The following is a 19,283-nucleotide window of genomic DNA, read 5'->3' as shown; positions in this document are numbered from 1 at the left end:
ATGTGGGGCATCGTTCCTGCAGCCGGGCGCGGCAGTCGCATTCAACCACTGGCCTTCTCGAAGGAACTGCTGCCAGTCGGCTCGCGCATGTTGAACGACACGCAGCGGCCTTGTGCGGTCAGCGAATATCTGCTGGAGCGGATGATCCGAGGCGGCGCCGACAAGATCTGTTTCGTCATCGGGGCGGGCAAGTCCGACATTCTGGAGTACTTCGGTGGCCACTTCGGCGGCGCCGACCTTGCTTACGTCGTGCAACCGCAGCCTGCCGGGCTATGCGATGCCGTGTTCCGTGCGCGCGCTCTCGTGGCGCCGACCGATACTGTCGCTATCGGCTTGCCGGACACCATCTGGTTTCCAGATCACGGCCTCGCCGCATTGCCTGACGACAAGCTGTCGTTCCTGCTGTTTCCTGTAGAACGGCCGGAGCAATTCGACGCGGTCATGCTGGCGGACGATCAGCTGCACGTGGTCGAGATCCGCGTCAAACAGCCGGATCCCGGCACGCACTGGATCTGGGGCGCGTTCAAGATGCCGGGTGCGGTCCTGCACGAGCTGCACGAGCTCTGGCAACGGCGCAATCGAAGCGATGAGTTCTTTGGAACGTTGATCAATGCCTACCTGGCGGGCGGCGGTGAAGCACTCGGCATCAAAGCCGGCGAGGCTTACGTCGATGTCGGCACGTTGCAGGGCTATAGAGCCGCGATGCTGATGCTCGGCGAAACGCCGCCAGGTTCGGCCGCCATGCCGACCCCAGTCGCGCGTGAAGCCGCTCGTATCGAGGTGCGCACATGATCGAAGCCGCGATGATCTGGAATGAGCCGAATAACAAGTCGCACTGGGATCCGGAGGTCGATCCCGGTTGGGCGCAGTTCGCACAGATGGCCTGCCTCGCAGGTCGGGCCATTCGCTCGACCAATTCTCGCCTGCCCCGGGTGCTCGGCGGCATGTCGCCGATCGATCCGGGCTTTCTGCAGAACCTCGCCGGACGCGGTGTGCTCGAGCATGTCGATGTAGTCGCAGTCCACGGCTTTCCGCTCGACTGGAATCTATGGTGCATCGATGAATGGCCGCAGAAGATCGCGGAAGTTCAGGCAGCAACGCATCTGCCTGTTTGGGTCACGGAGGTCGGCGTTTCGAGCTTCGGCGCCGAAGAAGTGCAAGCGTGGGGCGTGGATCGAACCGCCGCGCTACTCGTGGGCAAAGCGCCGCGCATTCAGTGGTACAGCCTTTACGACTTACCACGCGCCTGGCCCGCAACGACGCGGCATCGCGAAGCCGAAGGCTCGTCCTATTACCGACATTTCTATATGGGCTTGCTGCGTGAGGACGGCACTCCCAAGCAGGCGTTGGAAAGATTCGGGCAGCACACGCCTGCGATGGGTATCTGTCAGTGGTTCCATTTCGAAGACCCTCGGCTCGATGATGCAGTGACCTGGCTGAAACGTCTCGGCGTGCGTCATCTGCGTACCGGCCTCTCATGGGCCGACAGCTTCCGGCCGAACGCGCTCGCGTGGTTCGATCGGCAGATGGCCGCGCTGCAGGACTTCGACGTCACCGTGACATTCTGCTTCACGCCCGAGCACCTGGGCATCCTGCCCCATCACACCAGCGCGCCGCGCGAGCCGGAGCGATTCGCCGAGTTCTGCGCGTCGATGATCGAGCGTTACGCACCGAGCGAAGCACGCTCAACAAACAGAGTGGCCGTCGCATGACCCGTGCATTCATCATTGTGCTCGACTCGCTCGGTGTGGGCGGAGCACCGGACGCCGATCGTTACGGCGATGTCGGCTCTGATACGTTGGGTCACATCGCGCAACGGTGCGCCGAGGGCGATGCCGATCGCAGCGGCATCAGATCGGGCCCCTTGTACCTGCCCAATCTCGCTGCCCTCGGTATCGGCGAATGTTGTCGAGCGGCGACGGGCATCGTATCCCCAAGCCTGAACACATCCGCGTGGCGGCACGGCTATGCAGGCGCCGCGGCCGAAGTGTCGACCGGCAAAGATTCGCAATCCGGCCATTGGGAGATCGCCGGCAGTCCCGTCGATTTCGAATGGGGTTATTTCCCGCGCACTGAGCCGTGCTTCCCACGATCGCTGACGGACAAACTGTGTGAGCGCGGCGGCTTCGACGGCGTGCTGGGGAATAAACACGCGTCCGGCACCCAGATCATCGACGAGCTCGGCGACGAACATGTGCGCACCGGCTGGCCGATCTGCTACACCTCTGCCGACAGCGTGTTTCAAATCGCAGCTCACGAGCAGCACTTCGGACTGGAGCGTCTGCACCAGACCTGCAGGATTGCGCGCGAGCTGCTCGACGAAATGCGCGTCGGCAGAGTGATTGCGCGGCCGTTCGTGACGACCCATTCCGGCTATCAGCGAACTGCGAATCGACGCGACTATGGCGTGCCGCCGCCCTTCCCAACTCTGCTGAGCCGCGCCCGGGACGCCCAACGCGAAGTGATATCGGTCGGTAAGATCGGCGATCTGTTCTGTCACACGGCGACCGGACGCGAGCTGAAGGGCAAGGACAACGACGCAGTGCTCGATCAAGCACTCGATGCGATGAGGCATTTTTCGGACGGCGGACTGATGTTCGTCAACCTGGTCGACTTCGACACCTTGTACGGTCACCGGCGCGACGTACCGGGTTACGCAGCAGCATTGGAAGCATTCGATGCACGCCTGCCCGAGTTTCTGCAGCAGCTGTGCAACGGCGACCTGGCCATCGTCACCGGCGATCACGGCTGCGATCCGACCTGGAGCGGCTCCGACCACACCCGCGAGTGCGTACCGGTGCTCGCGTTTGGCCCGAACTTCAAACACGGCGGCGCCAGGCCTCATGCATTGGGCCAGCTCGCCAGCTTTGCGGACATGGGCGCCACGGTCGCGCGGCACCTTGGCCTGGCCACAGGCGACCATGGCCATTCATTCTTATGGTAGGCGGCCGTGGATGCATGGATCGAAGCAATGAACCGAGGCGATTTCGGTTCGGCCTGGGCCATCAGCGACGCCGTCCTGCGAGAGCGCGTCCGACGTGGCGAGATCTGCAGCCATCTGCCCAGGCATGAGCAATTCGTCTGGAACGGCGAGCCGCTAGCCGGCCGACGCGTCTTCGTCCGCTGTTATCACGGGCTCGGCGATACGCTTCAGTTCGTGCGCCTGCTGGCGCATCCTCGACTGCGCGCTGCCGAAGTCACGCTGTGGGTGCAACCCTCGCTGGTGAAGCTGCTACAAACCGTGCGCGGCATCGATCGGATCCTGCCGCTGCACGAAGGCGATCCGGGGCTCGACTACGATGTGGATATCGAGATCATGGAACTGCCGCATGCATTGCGGTTGGATGTGGACGAACTGCCCGGCCCCATGCCTTATATATATGTACCGGGTTCCGCGGCAAAACGGGCATCGCTGCGCCGGCGCATCGGTGTGTGCTGGTCGGCCGGTGAATGGGATCCGAAACGATCGCTGAGCGCGACCGAGCTGCGTCGCTGGACGAAACTGAGCGATGTACGCTGGTTCAGCCTGCAATTTCCACCGGCCACCTGTGCGCTGCCGGCTGCGCCGATCGCTTCTCGCGACATCGTGGAAATGGCCGCCCGCATGCAACTGCTCGATCTCATCATTACAGTGGATACGATGACTGCGCACCTGGCCGGCGCACTCGGGCTGCCAGTATGGCTGCTCCTACCTTACGCACCCGACTGGCGTTGGATGCTCGGCCGCGACGACTCGCCGTGGTATCCCACGATGCGGCTGTTTCGTCAGCCCAGCGCCGGCGACTGGACCACTGTCATCGAACAGGTGCACCACGAGCTGGCCGAGCAGCTGCATTGAGGTCAAGCGAGCGCGCGATACTCGTTGAGCTTGTTATAAAGTGTCTTGACGCTGATGCCGAGCACGGCCGCGGTCCGCGTCTTGTTTCCAGAGCAGCGTCGCAGCGTTTCCTCGATCACCACGCGCTCGACGGCAGAGAGCGACATGCCTTGCCGAAAAGTCACCGCGCAGTCCGCCGCTACACTGGGCTCGGCGATATCGGCGCCGTATTCCGACGCGCCTCGCAGATCGACGTCGTCATCGGCGAGAATGAACGCGCGTTGCACGGTGTTGTACAACTCACGAACATTGCCGGGCCAGCTGTGCTCCTGCAGATATCGCATCGAGTCGACCGAGAAACCCTTGTTCGAGTCTTCGGCTTCGTTGAGACGATCCAGAAAACATTGCGCCAGCAGATACACGTCCTCGCCGCGCCGGCGCAGCGGCGGGATGTGCAAGTGGAATACCGCGAGCCGATATAACAAATCGGCCCGGAAGCGGTTCTCGGCCAACGCATCGGAGAGCGGCCGATTGGTCGCCGCGATCACTCTGGCTTGCAATGGAATGTCTCGCTCGCCGCCCACTCGATAGAAACGTCGCGACTCCAGCGCACGCAGCAGCTTCACTTGCATCTCGGGCGGCATCTCGCCTGCTTCATCCAGAAACAACGTGCCACGGCCGGCGCGCTCGAAATAACCTGCTTGCGAGCGAACCGCCCCGGTGAAACTGCCGCGCTCGTAACCGAACAGCTCGGCTTCCACCAGGGTCGCAGGAATGGCCCCGCAGTTCACTGCTACGAACGGCTCTTCGCGACCGGCACTCAGGGAATGTATGGTCTCCGCGACCAGTTCTTTGCCAGTGCCGCTCTCTCCGGTGAGCAGCACACTGACTCCGGTAGGCGCCACTCGCTGCAAGCGATGAAACAACTCCGTCATCGGCGCGCATTCGCCGAGCAGACGGCCCAACCCTCCAGCCCGCGACCCGCGCTGCGCATTACCGGCTCGAAGCGTTCGAGGCACGGACCAGCAATCGGCAGCGGGAACATTGATGCTCACAATGACTCCATCTCGGATCTTGCTTCGGCGGGATTCGCTGACGCGAGCGCACAAACACACTATCCTGTATGGCCGTGCTCTGCATTCACATAAGATGCGCAACTCAAGCCCGGTTCCCGTGCCGGCGCTTCGTCCAGACCAAGGAATATCGATGACAGCCAGACAGCGAGTCGCGCCGCAGATGCTTCGCTCGCCTGCGTGTATAGCAAACACTGGTATCAACGCCGCTTGATCAACTCCGGAATCAATGCAGATGGCCCGCCCGGGATGTTCCGCCTGTAACTCGCGAGACAACTTCACTGATGGGCGCGTGAATCGCTCGGCACTGTGCTCGCAAGATAAACAGCAGCAGCGCGTCGCGGCCGGCAGCATGACAGGGTTCGGCTACATTCCTACGCCAGCCATCGCGCAGACCATGTACGGATGCAGCGCTGGAATCGCCGACACCAGCCCGCCGACGCCCAGCGAGAACTCGGTCGCGTCGTTGAGCACGTAATCGATCATCAACGCGGCGACCGCGAGCAAGCTCGCGCTCGGGCCGAGATTTCATTTCTACTCGCGTGCGAGGCAATCTTCAGATGCCAGCAAGGCGAAGCGAGCCGCATTAACCTTTGTTAGTTTCGATCGAGCGTTTCACAAGCGACGGAACGTTTGTCTGCGCTCGGCATTGCACATGCGGGCACGGGTCCCGGAAGGCACAGCCATGCGCATCCATCATCTGAATTGCATCTCAACCTGTCCTCTAGGCGGCGCGCTCATGGATGGGCATTCGACCAGCCTGCGCGGTCGGCTGGCGTGTCACTGCCTGCTCGTGGAAGCAAACAACACGCTGGTTCTCATCGACACTGGCTTCGGCCTCCGGGACGTCGCAGATCCGCGCTCACGGCTCAGCCGCTTTTTCCTGACGCTGCTCTCACCGGACTTTCGCGAGGAGTTCACCGCCATCCGGCAAATCGCGGCACTTGGCTACGACCCGCGCGACGTCCGGCACATCGTGCTCACCCACCTGGATTTCGATCATGCGGGCGGGCTGGATGATTTTCCTCACGCACGCGTGCACATGATGAGCAAAGAACGCGAAGTTGCGGAGGCACAGCGCACGATGCTCGATCGGATGCGCTATCGACCCCAGCAGTGGTCGAGGCGAGATCAATGGGTGATCTATCCGGCGCTGAGCGGCGAGCGATGGTATGACTTCGAGTGCGTGCGTGAACTGCAGGGCGTGCCTCCGGAAATATTGCTGGTGCCGCTCGTGGGTCATACGCTGGGCCACGCCGGCGTCGCCGTCGAACGAACCGGAGGCAGCTGGGTTCTGCAGGCCGGCGACGCCTATTTCTATCACGCGGAGATGGATGTCGAGCGCCCCCGCTGCACGCCGGGCCTGCGTTTCTATCAATGGATGATGGAACAGGATCGTCCGGCCCGTTTGCACAATCAGCAACGGCTGCGCGATTTGAAGCGCAAGCATGCGAAGGCCGTACGGATTGTCAGCTCGCACGACGTGGTTGAGTTCGAAGGCACGGTGCATCGCGCCAGCGGCGCATTGCCCGCCCGTCCAGTGCGCGCGTGAGCTCAGTGAATGTTGCTTGGAACCCGGCCGCCAGCCAGCGGTTCCGTATTCTCATTAGCCGGAGGAGCCATCATGACCCTGTCACTGTTCGAGGATCGCGGTACACCGCTGAATCAGCAACGCTTCACCTGGCGCGAGCTCGCCGGCAAGCCGATCAGTAAGCTCGACGACGACGCATTTTCTCGCGTCCGGGTCATCCTGATGAACGGCATCGAAAGCGAGGCGCTACGTTTCTCGCACGCGGCGGCGCGCTTTAACCTGGAGCTGCGCAGACCGCTCGCGGAAATCCGGCGCGTCGAACAGCACCAGGCAACCATGGTGAACTGGCTGCTCGGCGCCGATCATTCGCCGTTGGAAACAACCATCGGCTATGAGCAGGTGGCCATCGAAGTCACGGCAGCACTGGCGCAGAACGAGCCCGATCCGTATCTCGCGCAGGTTTATCGATTCGGCCTGCTCGAAGACTTCGATCATATGTACCGTTACTCCGCGTTGCTCGATCGGCTCGAAGGCAAGGATTCGAACAACATCCTGCAGAGCTATACCGACGTGCTGCCGGGCCGCCCGACCGTCGTGGAGCATCGCTCCCCGGAAAACGACCTGCGCCGCCCGTTCGATCGCAACACCGCGGCGCCCCTGACGAAATTGAATGCGCTGACGCTCACCGCCGCCGAACATCAGACGCACGACTACTACATGAACATCGGTCCGCTGTTCGCTGACCCGGTCGCGCGGCAACTCTATGCGGAGATCGCATCGATCGAGGAACAGCACGTAACCCAGTACGAATCGCTGCTCGATCCCTCCCAGTCACTGCTGGAGAACTGGCTGATGCACGAGGCGATGGAGGCGTACACCTACTACAGTTGCCTGCAACAGGAAGCCAATCCGCGCCTGAAGTCCCTCTGGGAGCGCATGCTCAATTACGAGCTGGGACATTTTCACTTGGTGAGCGGGTTGTTCCAGAAACACGAGCGCCGCGACCCGCAGGAAATCGTCGGTGAGCGCCTACCCGAGCCAATCAAGTTCGAAAGCCAGCGTGAGTTCGTGCGCGCGACGCTTGCCAGCGAAGTCGATCTGCGCGCCAAGGGCGCCGACATCGTCGGCCTCGAGGAAGAGCCGCAGGAATCCATCGACTATCGTAATCATATGAACTCGCAGGGCTCGCCCTCGGAAACGGTTGCTGCCGGCTATGTCTGGCGCCCCGGCACCGAGGTGCTCTCTCGAGCTCACATTCGCGCCGCGTGACGTCCATCGCGCCTTGTCCGCCAAAGAACCTGGAGACCGCCATGCCACAATCTACTGACGCCACCCGGCTCGGAATCAATCGGACCGGCCTGCAAATGTCACCCCAGCACGCCAAGGAAATGCTGCAAACGGAGGATCTACTCGACGACGAGTCCTCGGGCGCCCAATCCTCGCCCGGAGACGAGCAGGCGCTGGCGCTCGCACGGCAGGAATACATCGCTGCTGCCGATCCACTCGGATCGATACCTGCGCCGGCAACACTCAAAGGGGCGGCGAAGACCGCCGCAAAAATGCTTACAGGACGACGATCGCAGGTATTCATCGACAAGCTCGCAGAACGCCTCGCATTCGAGCGCGGCGGCGCACGTCTTTACGATGCGGTCTGCGCGAAAGCCATTGCACCGAGCGGAGATCTGAACAAGATCAACGTGGATGAATTGTTGGAGATCCGTGATGCGGAGGCGCGCCACGCGCTGATGGTCAAGGAGTGTATGGAAACATTGGGGGCGGATCCGACAGCGCAGACGCCTTGTGCCGATCTGGCTGGCGTCGAATCCATGGGCTTATTACAGGCCGCGAGCGATCCACGCACCACGCTCGCTCAATCACTGCACGCGGCGCTGGCGGCGGAGCTCATCGACAATGAGGGTTGGGATGGACTGATCGTCCTGGCCCGCGACATGGGTCAGGAAAACATGGCCCGCCGTTTTGAACAAGCCTTGAAGGAGGAACGCGAGCACCTCACCAAGGTCAGGCGTTGGTACACGCAGCTCAGCAAGGAAATGAGCGAGCTGATGTGATGCTGGCGAGCGCCATCGCGACGGTCAGTTGCTGCCCTCGCGATGGCTTCTCTTGCGCTCCGCCTTGGTCAACTGAACGAAATTGCGCTGCTCATTCTTGTCCTCGTTACGGCCGCGCTTCTTACGAGCGCCAGGCAACCCCAACGCGCCTTTGGGTCCGGCCTTGCCCGGATTGCCGCCGACGGACGTGATGCGTGATGAACTCATGGGTTGCTCCGTTGCATTGGCTGTCTGTAGCGCAACGCCACTGCGGTAACAGTGTTCCGGCCCCTGCTGTGGTTTATTTTCCCGCCGCGGCCCCTACTATGGCGGCATGAAGCAAGCCGAGATCTTTCCGCCAGCGTTGCCACCCGGGCTGACCTATCGGGAAGACTTCATCACGGTCGATGAGGAGCAGCAGCTGCTGTCCGAGATCCAACGGCTCGCGTTGAAAGAATCGCAGTATCGCCAATACACCGCCCGCCGGCGGACCGTGAAGTACGGCTTCTCGTATGACTTCACTCATCTGCAGTCGAGACCTGCCCCGCCGATTCCGGAATTCCTGACTCCTTTGCGCACCCGCGCCGCCGGATGGGCCGGCGTGCGCCCGGCAGACTTCGTGCAAGCATTGATTGCGGAATATGAACCGGGCACGCCGCTGGGGTGGCATCGCGATGTACCGGACTTCGAAGTCGTGGTGGGCGTCTCGCTCGCTGGCACGGCCCGGCTGCGCTTTCGTCCATATCCCTGGTCGCCGGAGAAGAAATCGCAGGTGTTCGCGCTGGAACTGGCGCCGCGCTCGGCGTACATCCTGCGCGATCAGGCCCGCTGGGGCTGGCAGCACCACGTGCCGCCGACCAAGGAATTGCGTTATTCGATCACCTTTCGCACGGCAAGCGATAAGATTCCGGGATCCCGTCAGCAGAGATCCCGTGCCCCGTGACTGAGTCCGTCCTTCGCTTCAGCGATGCCGAGCGCGCCGCTGTCTATCGCGCCATCGCCGAGCGGCGCGACATGCGCCATTTCAAGTCCGATGCTATCGATGCCGCAACTCTGGAGCGGCTGATGAATGCCGCACACTGCGCTCCCAGCGTCGGATTGATGCAACCCTGGCGATTCATTCGCATTACCGAGCGCGCTCTGCGCGAGCAGATTCATCGCTTGGTCGAAGAGGAACGGCATCGGACCGCGGCGGCGCTCGGTTCGCGACACGACGAATTCATGCGCTTGAAGGTGCAAGGCGTGCTCGAGTGCGGCGAGCTGCTGATTGCCGCGCTCTGCGAAGGACGCGAGCAATATATCTTTGGCCGCCGCACATTGCCGGAGATGGATCTGGCCTCGGTGTCCTGCGCCATTCAAAACTTGTGGCTGGCGGCGCGCGCCGAAGGCATCGGCATGGGTTGGGTCTCGCTATTCGAACCGCTCGCGCTCGCACGGCTGCTTCACATGCCCGATGGCAGCTTGCCGATTGCCGTGCTGTGCCTCGGTCATGTCGAAGCTTTCTATCCCAGCCCGATGCTGGAGTTGACCGGCTGGGCCAAAGTTCGTCCCTTGAGCGAGTTGATGTTCGTCGACCGCTGGAACAACGGCGCCGATCAGAATCTGACGATGACTTCCGCGCCGTAAGTGCGGCCCTGCTGCTGAAGCAGCGTCTGCGCGTGCTCTTCGGAACCGGGGAACAAACGCTCCTCGTCGAAGGCGTTGTAGATGCCCGCGGTCAGCTCCATCTTCGACCAGCGATCGTGGCTGTTCAAGGTGAAGTTCGTGATCCAGTAGGAAGGGCTGTGAGTGCGCGCGAGCGTCACCGTCTCGCTGTTGTATTGCAGTTCCAGATTCGCAAAGACCTTGCTGTTCAAGATCGGTGTAGAGGCACTCAGCTTGCCCAGCTGGCGAGGTGAATTCGTCAGCTCGAGACCCGTGGCGGTGTCCTTGGCGCGCTGAACCGACCAGCTGCCGCGCAGGACGGCGCCGTTGCTATAAGAGCCTTCCAATTCCAGCTCTACACCGCGGGCCTGCACATCCTCGAGGTTATCGAAATAGGGCTCGCCGTCCTCGGTCTCGACCAGCGTGATCAAGCCGTCGATTTGATATTGATAGCCTGACAAGCTCAACCGATACGTCGAGTTGAAGTAATGCTCGTACACCAGCTCATAGGTGTCGATCGTTTCCGGGCGCAGCGGCGGGCGATTGGCCTGCTCCGGGTTGTAATGAGCCTCGTATGGGTTAGGCGCACGGAACGCTTCGCCGTACAGCGCCTTGATGGCCGAATTCGGCGACGGATTGTAGACAGCAGCAAGACGTGGATTGGCAGTGCCGCCGAAGGTCTGGCCGTAGTGGTCGTAGCGCAAGCCTGCGGTGAGGCTGAAATCATCGCGCAACTTCGCTTCCACCTGGCCGAACAAGCCGAGCACCGAGCTCGTATCATCCCGGTCGATATAGTAGACGCGCGGCTCGATAACGTCGTACGCGGCCTGGTACTCGCGCAAGCTGGTGCGATACTCGGCGCCCATGATGACGGTGTAACGATCCGTCGGCAGCAGAGTGAGCTGCACCTCGCTGTTGAGCCACTCACCCCGCATTTCGTCCCGCGCGATCGCTTCGTAGTCGCCCTCGCCGAGCAATGCGTAGTCCGTTGGGAAGTCGCCCTCGTACTGGTATGAATCGTACGACGCACGAACACTCAAACTTGCGCGCTCGCTCAACGCACGGTTGTAGCTCAGTTCCAGGTAGCCGCGCGCGTCGTCCGTCATAGTGCGCGGATCGTCGAATATTGTGTCGAACGACGCGGTCGGAATCTGCTTGTGACGATCGCTCAAGTACAGCGAGGCGGCGAAATTGCCATAGCGCAGGCTGCTGAAGAACTTCGAAGCATTTTCGTCGTCGCGGCCGGCGGCGAGTCCGTTCTTTGCTGCCCGCGCATCGGCGCTGATGCGCTGGTCGAACTCGGGATAGTAGAAGTCCAGGCCATCGCTGGAGTAGTGCGACATCGACACCAGCCAGTCGACGCCGCTATCGAACGTTTTACCGTAGGTCGCGCGCGCCCGCTGGGTGTCATAGCTGGCTGTGTCGACCTCGAGCTCGCCGCCATCGACACCGCGCCCACGCTTGGTGATGACGTTGATTACGCCGAAGAACGCGCTGCTGCCATAGAGCGATGAGCTCGGGCCGCGAATGACTTCGACCCGATCGATCAGCTCCACATCCAGCATGGAGTCGCGCCCCACCGAGCCGCTGTCATAGACGTTGTCGTTGAGGCGGTGGCCATCGATCAGCACCAGCACGCGCGTGTTGTAATCGCCGGGCCGTAGGAAGCCGCGCACACCCAGATAGGTGTAATTGCGGTCGTCAGTCACGTACAAACCCCGAACGCTGCGCAGAACGTCGACCAGATCCGTGTAGCCGAAACGGCGAATGTCCTCGGCGGTCACGAGGCTGATCGACGACGGCGCCTGCGTCACGCGCTGCTCGTACTTCGAAGCGCCGTAGACCACGTGAACGTTCATGTCCATCAGCTGCTCGAGGCTGAGCGCATCGAGATCGCGGCCGTCGGCAACAGCGCCGGCGGACGCCAGCGTCGCCGCCCCGGCGCTCAGCAACGCACGCATGAAATAACTTAAGTTAATCCTCATCACCCGGAATCACTGCGAGTACAGCGACGTCACCGCTTTGCCAGCTTCGATGAGTACGATCTTCGACGCATCCGGCTGCGCTGTTCATAAGACTTCTCCTTAAGTAGCGCGCAGGCGCTTCGCAAATGCAGCAAAGTGAGAGCCGAGTAGCACTCCGCCGCGCGCACGCGGCCGATGACTCACGCACAATGCGCCTTGATGAGTGACCGACATCGAAAATTGAATTGAGTGCGCCAGCGACGCACGAACCAACGCTCGAAAATTTCGATCCACATGAATTGCTTTCTGCACATCGCGATGCTCGTTGCGCTTACGGTGGCCACCGCCGCCAGCGCACGCGCCGATGCAGCCACGCAACGGGAAGATCAGTTCAAAGCCGCCTACGTGTTCAATTTCGTGAAGTTCGTCGCATGGCCCAGCACTGAGGCCACCGATACCCTGACGATCTGCTTCGTGGGCGGCGAGGGTGTCTACACAGCATTGAACACCGGCATCGCGAACAAGCATGTCGGTGCGCGCGCGTTGGCGGCGCTGAAGATGGACGAGAGCCAGACGGCGGATGCGTGTGACGCGCTTTATATCGAAGCTTCTTTGGCCGCTGGCTACCCGCTCCCTTTGAAACAGGCGGTGCTCACTATCAGCGACGCCGCGGACTTCACCACCCGCGGTGGAATGATCGGCTTGTTCACTGAAAATCACCGGCTGCGCTTCGCCATCAACGTGCAGAGCGCCCAGCAAGCCGGCCTGCGCATCAGCTCCGATCTGTTGAAACTGGCCGCCGACGTGCAGCGGGGGCCGCGATGAGCGTGAAGCAGTGGTTCGAACGGCTGCCGATCGGCGGCAAGCTAACTCTGCTCGCCATCCTGGTCAGCGGCATGGCGCTGCTGCTCGCAGGTCTGGTGCTGACCATCGCCGACTATCGCGCCGATCAGCAGGAGATGGGGCGCCGGCTGGAAACGCAGGCGAATATCACCGCACGCGACAGTGAAGCGGCGGTAGCCTTCGACGATCGTGACGCCGCGACTCGTTCGTTGTCCGCACTGAGCGCCGACTCCTCGATCGTCGCGGCGGAAATTCACTACGCGCACGGCGGGGTACTGGCCCGCTTCGGCCGCGATCTCACCGGCGCCGCCGACCGCGAGCAGTTCGTCCATGTGCAAGCCGACATCGTGCTCGACGGCACCATCGGCTCGGTCCACCTCTGGGCCAATCGCGACGAACTGAACAAAGGCATGATCCAACGCATCATGCTGCTAGCCGTGGTGATCGTCGGCGCGCTGGGATTCGCCAGCCTGGCGGCCCTGCGCATGCAGCGCTTCATCTCCAAGCCTATTCTCGCTTTGTCGCGAGCGGCCGAATGCGTCACTCGCTCACGCGATTACAGTCTGCGCGTGCACGTTCACAACAACGACGAGATCGGCCGACTGATCGTCGCTTTCAACGACATGCTGGGGCAGATCGAAGGCCGCGACGCCGAGTTGCTGCGCGCACGCGATGAATTGGAACAACGCGTCGCTGCCCGTACGCACGAGCTTGCAACCAGCAACAACCGCCTGGCCGATGCCACGAAGCGCGCCACCGAGTCGGCAGCCATCGCGAGCGCGGCCAACAAAGCGAAAAGCGAATTCCTCGCCAACATGAGTCATGAAATCCGCACGCCCATGAATGGCGTGCTCGGCATGACCGATCTGCTGCTCGACACGCGCCTCGATGCGGTTCAGCGCGATTACGTGCAGACCATCAAGGACAGCGGTAGTGCGCTGCTGACCGTGATCAACGACATTCTGGACTTCTCCAAAGTCGAAGCCGGCAAGCTCGAATTGGAAGCCGCGGACATGGACCTGCGCGACACGCTCGAAGACGTGGCCCGTCTGCTGTCGGTGCAAGCGCATGCCAAGGGCCTGGAAGTCACGTTGCAGATCGATCCGGATCTGCCCGCGGCGGTCCAGGGCGACGCCGGCCGCGTCCGGCAGATCCTGTTGAACCTCGGCGGCAATGCCGTGAAGTTCACCGAACGAGGCGAAGTCTCGCTCGCGCTCAGTGTGCTCTCGAACGATGCGCATGGCGTGTTCGTTCGCTGCGAGGTGCGCGACACCGGCATCGGCATTCCCGCCGATCGGATCAAGGCGCTGTTCTCGCCGTTCACGCAGGTCGACTCGTCCATGACCCGCCGCTTCGGCGGCACGGGCCTGGGGTTGTCGATCGTGCGGCGACTGGTCGACCTGATGGGCGGCGACGCCGGTGTTGCGAGCCGCGAAGGCGTGGGCTCGACATTCTGGTTTACCGCGCGCTTCAAGAAGGGCCATCCAGTGACCGGCGCATTCTCGGTGCTGACGACTGCGATCCGCGGCAAGCGCGTGTTGATCGTCGATGACAACGCCACCAATCGCAAGGTGCTGACGAATCAGCTGGAGATCTGCGGAGTCGAGCCGGACGTCGCGAGCAATGCTGACGAAGCGATCAAGCGGATGCGCGAGGCGCACGCCAAGGGTCGTGCGTTCGACGCTGCCTTGCTGGACTATCAAATGCCCGGCTGCGACGGCGCCGAACTGGGCCGCAAGATCATCGCGGATGCGCAGTTGAAAGCGACTCGCCTGATCCTGCTGACCTCTTCCGGACAACGCGAGGACAGCCGCAACTTTGCCGAGCTCGGTTTCGCCGGCTACTTGCTGAAGCCGGTCACGCAGCGGGACCTGATCAAAACATTGCAGCTCGTGCTGGCTCAGCAGCCCGAGGTGTGGCACTTGCGATCGCAGCCCATGATTACCGGCGAACGGCTGCAGGCAGCTGGCAACGCCAAGCAAGCTCACATCCTGCTGGCCGACGACAACATCGTGAATCAGAAGGTCGCGGTGCGACTGCTCGAAAAGCTCAACTACCGAGTCGACGTCGTCGACACGGGACGGGCCGCCCTCAATGCCTGGCAATCGGGCAACTACGATTTGATCCTGATGGATTGCCAGATGCCCGACCTCGATGGCTACGAAGCCACGCGTGAGATCCGCAAGGTCGAGAACGACGGCAAGCGCACACCCATCATTGCCCTCACCGCGCACGCCATGAAAGGCGCGGACGATGAGTGCAAGGCGGCGGGCATGGACGGCTATTTGTCCAAGCCCATCGATCGAGCCTTGCTACAGTCGACGCTCGCGAGCTTTCTCGGCCGCTGACGATTGCGGATACTCGGATCATGAGTATCCGCATGACCTCTCTTGCACTGGCGCTGTTTGCTCTCGCGGCGTGCGCAACCGTTCCCAACCGCCCGCCGCGGCCGGCGACATCCTCCTACGGATGTATGGAAGCGGTCGTGAAAGAGAAGGTGCCGTCGGACTTACCAGATAAGAGACAGCACTGCCTGGCCAGCGGCCTGATTGCCCGCTCTTGCAGCGGCAGCGAAGCGTATCTGGCCGGCGCCGGCAAGGAATTAAAAGATTTGCTCGGCGGAGGCGACGCCGAATGGGGCGACTGGCGCGCCGATCGTGCCGGCATCGCTTGTGCCCGCTCCGCCAGCGACGACGACCAGCTCGCGGAGTGCTGCGAGCAGAGCGGCTATTAGCCCGACTGCGGGCAGCCGCGCAATTCCAGGCGCAGAATGCGGCTCTGGCCGACCTGGAACACACTGGTATCGATGGTCTGGCCAGGCTCTTTCAGATCCACATCGATCCAGAACACCGAGCCGGCGCGCTTGCGATCGCTGATCTGCGGATTCAAGCCGATCGCTTTCACTTCTTCGGAGCGCCGCTGCGCGCGCTGATAATCGGAGAACACGCCCAGCGACAGCACGTTCGGCGGATCCGAGCCCGGCATCAAATAAACATCCGTGATGCCATTGGTGTTGAGTATCTGCAGCGCATCCTCGGCGGCCTCGCGCGTCGCGAGGTCGCGAACGCTGACCCAATAGCCGGTCCACAGCTCGCCCTGCTCCACCCGCTGGCGCGGCGAAAATCCCAGGCTGCGCAAAGTAGCTTGAGCCTGCGAGGCCTGGCCCAGGTCGGCGAACGGGCCGACGCTGCTACACGTCAGCGAATCTTCAGGCGCAGTTTGGGGCCGCTGCACGGTGGTCGGCGCTTCGAGCGGCGCTACTTGAGGTGGCGTGATGTCGCGCAGATCGGCGACCCGCTCTTCCTCTTCTTCGGGTTGTTGCTGCTCGGCCGGCGCGTTCTGCGCTTCCTTTGCGAGCACGATGCGAGGCGGCGGCGCAGCCACGCGAATCGGCACGCGATCGAGGCTGCTGACCTGCACATCGATCACTTGGGACCAGATGAAATACAGGGCGTTGACCAGCAGCAACAGCAGACAGAACGCGCGCATGCAGTAGTTATATCGAGCGGCTAACGCCGCTTCTTACCCTTCTGGCTGCTCTGGCCCCAATAGGCGGCAATATCCGCCACTTCGGCCGGGGTCAATTGCAGCGGCTTGCGATGCTTCACCTTGCCTGCGACGATATCGCCGATCAGGCTTTCGAGCGAGGCCACGCTTTCGCCTTCCCAGTCGTCGGCCTCGTGGCATTCGATGCACTTGGCCTGGGAGGCGGCCTTGCCGGCCTGCACGTCGGCCGCGAGCCCCGACAGCGGCCACCAGCCCAGCGCCAGCAGCGCCGAAGCCGCGGTCAGTCGTCGGAATCTCGATTCGGCCATCCCAGCGTCCTCAAATTGCTCTCCGCGTCGATCGAGCCGGATGATACACGACCTCCGGTATCGCCGTGCCCGAGGGGGATCAGGCCGCGGATGCTTCAGGTAGTTGAGCGACGACTGCCAGACCTCGCAGCACCAGGTCGGGAATTTCTCTGCCGGGCGAACGAATGGCCCCTTGCAGCCGGGCGGCGGCGCCACCGGTGAGCAGCAACACTGGCGGCTCGCCCAGCTGCTGTTCGAGAGTTTCCATCGCACGCTCGGTGAGGGCGGCAAGCGCCTGGATGGCGCCCTGCTGAATCGCACCTAAGGTGTTGTCGGCAAACAGTGCATCCCGAGCCTGACCTCCGGCGGCGCGCTGGGCAATGTCACTGGTGTTCTTCAACAGGCTGGACACCATCAGCTCCGGGCCGGGCACGATGACACCGCCCAGATGCTGGCCGCCCGCGTCGAGTCCGTCGATGGTCATGGCCGTGCCGACACTGACCACACATAGCGGCCGCGGCTCGATCGCTCGCCCACCCAACAGGCACAGCCATCGATCCACGCCCAGCTTGGCCGGCTCCGGATATGAATTGCGAATGCCCGCCTGCGCAGCCGGTGAATGAACGAATCGAGGCTCGATCCGCCACGTCGACATGATTGCAGCCTGCGCCAGCTCAGCCATGCGCTTGCCGCCGACATTGGCGATCAGCACGCGCTCGGCCCGCGGACCCGAGCTCAGAATTTGCTGAACGAAATCATCGGGCGTCCAGTTCGAGTGCACGGCGGCGGACTGCGGGCCCATGCCTCGTTCATCGAAGCGCGCCCACTTGATGCGTGTATTGCCGATGTCGATGAGCAGCAGCATCGCGATCAGCTCTTCACCGCGCGCAAGCTGACTTCACCCGAAACAAACTTGCGCAGCTCGCCATCGACGTCGAGCAGCAATGTGCCATCGGCTTCGACACCACGCGCAAACCCCATCGTAGTCTGCGCGCCGCTAATGACCTTGACCGGCGCGTTCGCCAGCGTGTCTAGCTCGTGCCATTCATCTTTGAACGGCGCGAAGCCGCTCACCGTGAAGGTCTGCAACATCGCCAACAACTCGGTAGCGATCGCGCCGATCAACACGTTCCGGGTCGGTGTTTTCTCGCGCATGATCTCGTGAATGTCGGCGATCAAAGCCGCCTCGCGCTCCGCGAGCTGCATACGAATCGCAGCCGGCATGTGCACGTTGATGCCGATGCCGATGATGACTTGCGCCGGGCCCGCCGATTCGCCGCGCATCTCGATGAGGATGCCGCCGAGCTTGCGGCCCTGCCATTGCAGATCGTTGGGCCACTTCAAACCGACGCCTTCGATGCCCAGGCGCCTGAACGCCTTCACCACCGCCACTCCGACCGCGAGGCTGAGCGCCGAAAACGTCGGCGGCGCCTCGGTGAATTGCCAGCCCAAAGACATGCAGATGCCACTGCCGAATGGCGCGACCCAGCTGCGTCCGCGCCGGCCGCGGCCAGCGTTCTGCACCTCGGTGGTACACAGCTGAAAGTGGCCGGCTGTTGGCGGTGAGAGATCGGTGACGAACCGATTCGTCGAATCGACCGTCAGCAGCACGTCCGCCCGCTCGAGCTGGGCGCGAGTTGCGGCCGGTAACGAAGCAACGATGGCTTCTTTGTCGAGCAGATCGACTGCGCGCGGCAATCGATAGCCCTGGCGGGCCACCGATTCGATATCGACGCCCAGCGCCTTGAGCGAGTTCATCAGCTTCCAGACGCCGCCGCGCGAAATCTTCAGCTTCTTCGCCAGCTGTTCGCCGGAATAGAACGAGCCCTCGGCCAGCATGGCGAGCAGCCGCTGCCGGCGTGCTTGGGCTTGAGTCTTGGGAATCTGGGCCTTGCTGCTGGTGGGCATCGTTGCGGTCAGCGGGGGCGCAGCAGCCACAGGCGCCGGGCCCGATTCTCGGTGCCGGCACGCATGCGCTCGATGTTGCCGCGATGGGTATAACAAACGAACACTGTCATCACGGCGCCGAACACCAGCACAGCGGTCGACGGCTCGGCCTCGGCGAGCGCCACATAGATCGGAAAGGACGCGACCGCAAGCATGGTGCCGAGACCGACGAATCCAGTCAGCATCACGGCTGCGAGCCATACCCCGAACACCGGCAGAATGGCGACGGGCTTCAGTCCGATGAGCACACCGATCAAAGTCGCCGCCCCTTTGCCGCCGCGGAATCCGTACCAGACCGGATAAACGTGGCCGACGACCACCGCCGCCGCGCAGGCCACTGCCAGCCAGTCGCGCTCGACCTGCGGATCGATGCCGACGCCGGGCAGATTCATCGGCGCCAGCAAACCGGCCGCGAGCCAGCCCTTGCCGACATCGATGATCATGACCCACAGCGCGAACGACCAGCCCTGCGTGCGCAGAGCATTGGTGCCGCCGGCATTGCCGCTGCCGAGCTTACGAATGTCCACACCGCCGCGCAGCTGGCCGACCAGCAAGCTGCCGATCAGCGAGCCCAGCAGGTAGGCCAGCAGGATTTTGACGCCAAGTTCCAACATCTGGACAA

21 protein-coding genes are annotated in these 19,283 nt (G+C 62.5%); 12 read left to right on the top strand and 9 right to left on the bottom strand.

Going from position 1 to position 19,283, the window contains the following annotated elements:
* Genes EK373_RS14920 through EK373_RS14905 form a run of 4 tightly spaced genes read left to right on the top strand, consistent with a single transcriptional unit; the run spans nt 1 to nt 3,838 of the window.
* Entirely contained in the window at nt 1–792 is a 792-nt protein-coding gene (locus tag EK373_RS14920) for a sugar phosphate nucleotidyltransferase (protein WP_129645861.1), read from the top strand.
* A complete protein-coding gene (locus EK373_RS14915; RefSeq protein WP_129644264.1) occupies nt 789–1,712 on the top strand; it encodes a glycoside hydrolase 5 family protein in 924 nt (307 codons plus the stop codon). The genes EK373_RS14920 and EK373_RS14915 overlap by 4 nt, the downstream gene beginning before the upstream one ends.
* Complete coding sequence (locus EK373_RS14910; RefSeq protein ID WP_129644262.1) at nt 1,709–2,944, top strand: phosphopentomutase; 1,236 nt, start codon at nt 1,709–1,711, stop codon at nt 2,942–2,944. Before EK373_RS14915 ends, EK373_RS14910 begins: the two co-directional genes overlap by 4 nt.
* Nucleotides 2,945–2,971: 27 nt before the next feature.
* Nucleotides 2,972–3,838: a glycosyltransferase family protein gene (locus tag EK373_RS14905; RefSeq protein WP_129644260.1), complete on the top strand. Its 867-nt coding sequence runs from the start codon at nt 2,972–2,974 to the stop codon at nt 3,836–3,838.
* 2 nt (nt 3,839–3,840) lie between these two features.
* Here EK373_RS14905 and EK373_RS34010 read toward each other — a convergent pair whose 3' ends face one another.
* Together EK373_RS34010 and EK373_RS33075 are read right to left on the bottom strand one after the other, a co-directional pair.
* Nucleotides 3,841–4,836 carry a sigma-54 interaction domain-containing protein gene (locus EK373_RS34010; RefSeq protein ID WP_407676199.1) on the bottom strand — a complete coding sequence of 332 codons (996 nt, stop codon included), beginning with the start codon at nt 4,834–4,836 and terminating at the stop codon, nt 3,841–3,843.
* 420 nt (nt 4,837–5,256) lie between these two features.
* Nucleotides 5,257–5,397 (bottom strand): hypothetical protein, encoded by a 141-nt coding sequence (locus tag EK373_RS33075; RefSeq protein ID WP_157994377.1) that lies wholly within the window; start codon nt 5,395–5,397, stop codon nt 5,257–5,259.
* Nucleotides 5,398–5,575: 178 nt separating this feature from the next.
* On the opposite strand from EK373_RS33075, the gene EK373_RS14895 reads away from it, so the two are divergent.
* The 3 genes from EK373_RS14895 to EK373_RS14885 all read left to right on the top strand — a co-directional run bounded on the left by EK373_RS14895 (nt 5,576) and on the right by EK373_RS14885 (nt 8,490).
* A complete protein-coding gene (locus tag EK373_RS14895; RefSeq protein WP_129645860.1) occupies nt 5,576–6,442 on the top strand; it encodes an MBL fold metallo-hydrolase in 867 nt (288 codons plus the stop codon).
* 72 nt (nt 6,443–6,514) lie between these two features.
* On the top strand, nt 6,515–7,690 hold the full coding sequence (locus tag EK373_RS14890) for a hypothetical protein (RefSeq protein ID WP_198683358.1): 1,176 nt from the start codon (nt 6,515–6,517) through the stop codon (nt 7,688–7,690).
* Nucleotides 7,691–7,731: 41 nt separating this feature from the next.
* Complete coding sequence (locus tag EK373_RS14885) at nt 7,732–8,490, top strand: ferritin-like domain-containing protein (RefSeq protein ID WP_129644256.1); 759 nt, start codon at nt 7,732–7,734, stop codon at nt 8,488–8,490.
* Nucleotides 8,491–8,514: 24 nt separating this feature from the next.
* On the opposite strand, the gene EK373_RS14880 is transcribed toward EK373_RS14885, so the two are convergent.
* Entirely contained in the window at nt 8,515–8,697 is a 183-nt protein-coding gene (locus EK373_RS14880) for a hypothetical protein (protein WP_129644254.1), read from the bottom strand.
* A gap of 106 nt (nt 8,698–8,803) precedes the next feature.
* Between EK373_RS14880 and EK373_RS14875 the strand changes: the two genes are divergently transcribed.
* The gene (locus EK373_RS14875; RefSeq protein ID WP_198683357.1) at nt 8,804–9,412 is read left to right on the top strand and encodes an alpha-ketoglutarate-dependent dioxygenase AlkB; all 609 of its coding nucleotides are present in this window, start codon (nt 8,804–8,806) and stop codon (nt 9,410–9,412) included.
* A complete protein-coding gene (gene bluB / locus EK373_RS14870) occupies nt 9,409–10,095 on the top strand; it encodes a 5,6-dimethylbenzimidazole synthase (protein WP_129644252.1) in 687 nt (228 codons plus the stop codon). The genes EK373_RS14875 and bluB overlap by 4 nt, the downstream gene beginning before the upstream one ends.
* Here bluB and EK373_RS14865 read toward each other — a convergent pair.
* Complete coding sequence (locus tag EK373_RS14865) at nt 10,065–12,074, bottom strand: TonB-dependent receptor plug domain-containing protein (RefSeq protein ID WP_232831114.1); 2,010 nt, start codon at nt 12,072–12,074, stop codon at nt 10,065–10,067. The two genes, bluB and EK373_RS14865, sit on opposite strands and share 31 nt — an antisense overlap.
* Nucleotides 12,075–12,371: 297 nt before the next feature.
* On the opposite strand from EK373_RS14865, the gene EK373_RS14860 reads away from it, so the two are divergent.
* The 3 genes from EK373_RS14860 to EK373_RS14850 are packed head-to-tail and all read left to right on the top strand — an operon-like array spanning nt 12,372 to nt 15,654.
* Nucleotides 12,372–12,902 (top strand): YfiR family protein, encoded by a 531-nt coding sequence (locus EK373_RS14860; RefSeq protein WP_129644246.1) that lies wholly within the window; start codon nt 12,372–12,374, stop codon nt 12,900–12,902.
* Entirely contained in the window at nt 12,899–15,268 is a 2,370-nt protein-coding gene (locus tag EK373_RS14855) for a hybrid sensor histidine kinase/response regulator (RefSeq protein ID WP_129644243.1), read from the top strand. The genes EK373_RS14860 and EK373_RS14855 overlap by 4 nt, the downstream gene beginning before the upstream one ends.
* Nucleotides 15,269–15,300: 32 nt before the next feature.
* Complete coding sequence (locus EK373_RS14850) at nt 15,301–15,654, top strand: hypothetical protein (protein WP_129644241.1); 354 nt, start codon at nt 15,301–15,303, stop codon at nt 15,652–15,654.
* On the opposite strand, the gene EK373_RS14845 is transcribed toward EK373_RS14850, so the two are convergent.
* The 5 genes from EK373_RS14845 to plsY form a co-directional block, all read right to left on the bottom strand.
* A complete protein-coding gene (locus EK373_RS14845) occupies nt 15,651–16,409 on the bottom strand; it encodes an SPOR domain-containing protein (protein WP_129644238.1) in 759 nt (252 codons plus the stop codon). The genes EK373_RS14850 and EK373_RS14845 overlap by 4 nt on opposite strands.
* 20 nt (nt 16,410–16,429) lie before the next feature.
* Nucleotides 16,430–16,735 (bottom strand): hypothetical protein, encoded by a 306-nt coding sequence (locus EK373_RS14840; protein WP_129644235.1) that lies wholly within the window; start codon nt 16,733–16,735, stop codon nt 16,430–16,432.
* Between the two features lie 79 nt (nt 16,736–16,814).
* The gene (locus EK373_RS14835) at nt 16,815–17,579 is read right to left on the bottom strand and encodes a type III pantothenate kinase (RefSeq protein ID WP_129644232.1); all 765 of its coding nucleotides are present in this window, start codon (nt 17,577–17,579) and stop codon (nt 16,815–16,817) included.
* A 5-nt stretch (nt 17,580–17,584) separates the two neighbouring features.
* Entirely contained in the window at nt 17,585–18,622 is a 1,038-nt protein-coding gene (locus EK373_RS14830) for a biotin--[acetyl-CoA-carboxylase] ligase (RefSeq protein WP_129644229.1), read from the bottom strand.
* A gap of 8 nt (nt 18,623–18,630) precedes the next feature.
* A complete protein-coding gene (gene plsY, locus EK373_RS14825; protein ID WP_129644226.1) occupies nt 18,631–19,275 on the bottom strand; it encodes a glycerol-3-phosphate 1-O-acyltransferase PlsY in 645 nt (214 codons plus the stop codon).
* Nucleotides 19,276–19,283 lie beyond the last annotated feature (8 nt).

The organism is Peristeroidobacter agariperforans, assembly GCF_004138335.1.
Classification (GTDB): Bacteria; Pseudomonadota; Gammaproteobacteria; order Steroidobacterales; family Steroidobacteraceae; genus Steroidobacter; species Steroidobacter agariperforans.
This window is presented reverse-complemented; position numbering and strand designations above follow the sequence as displayed.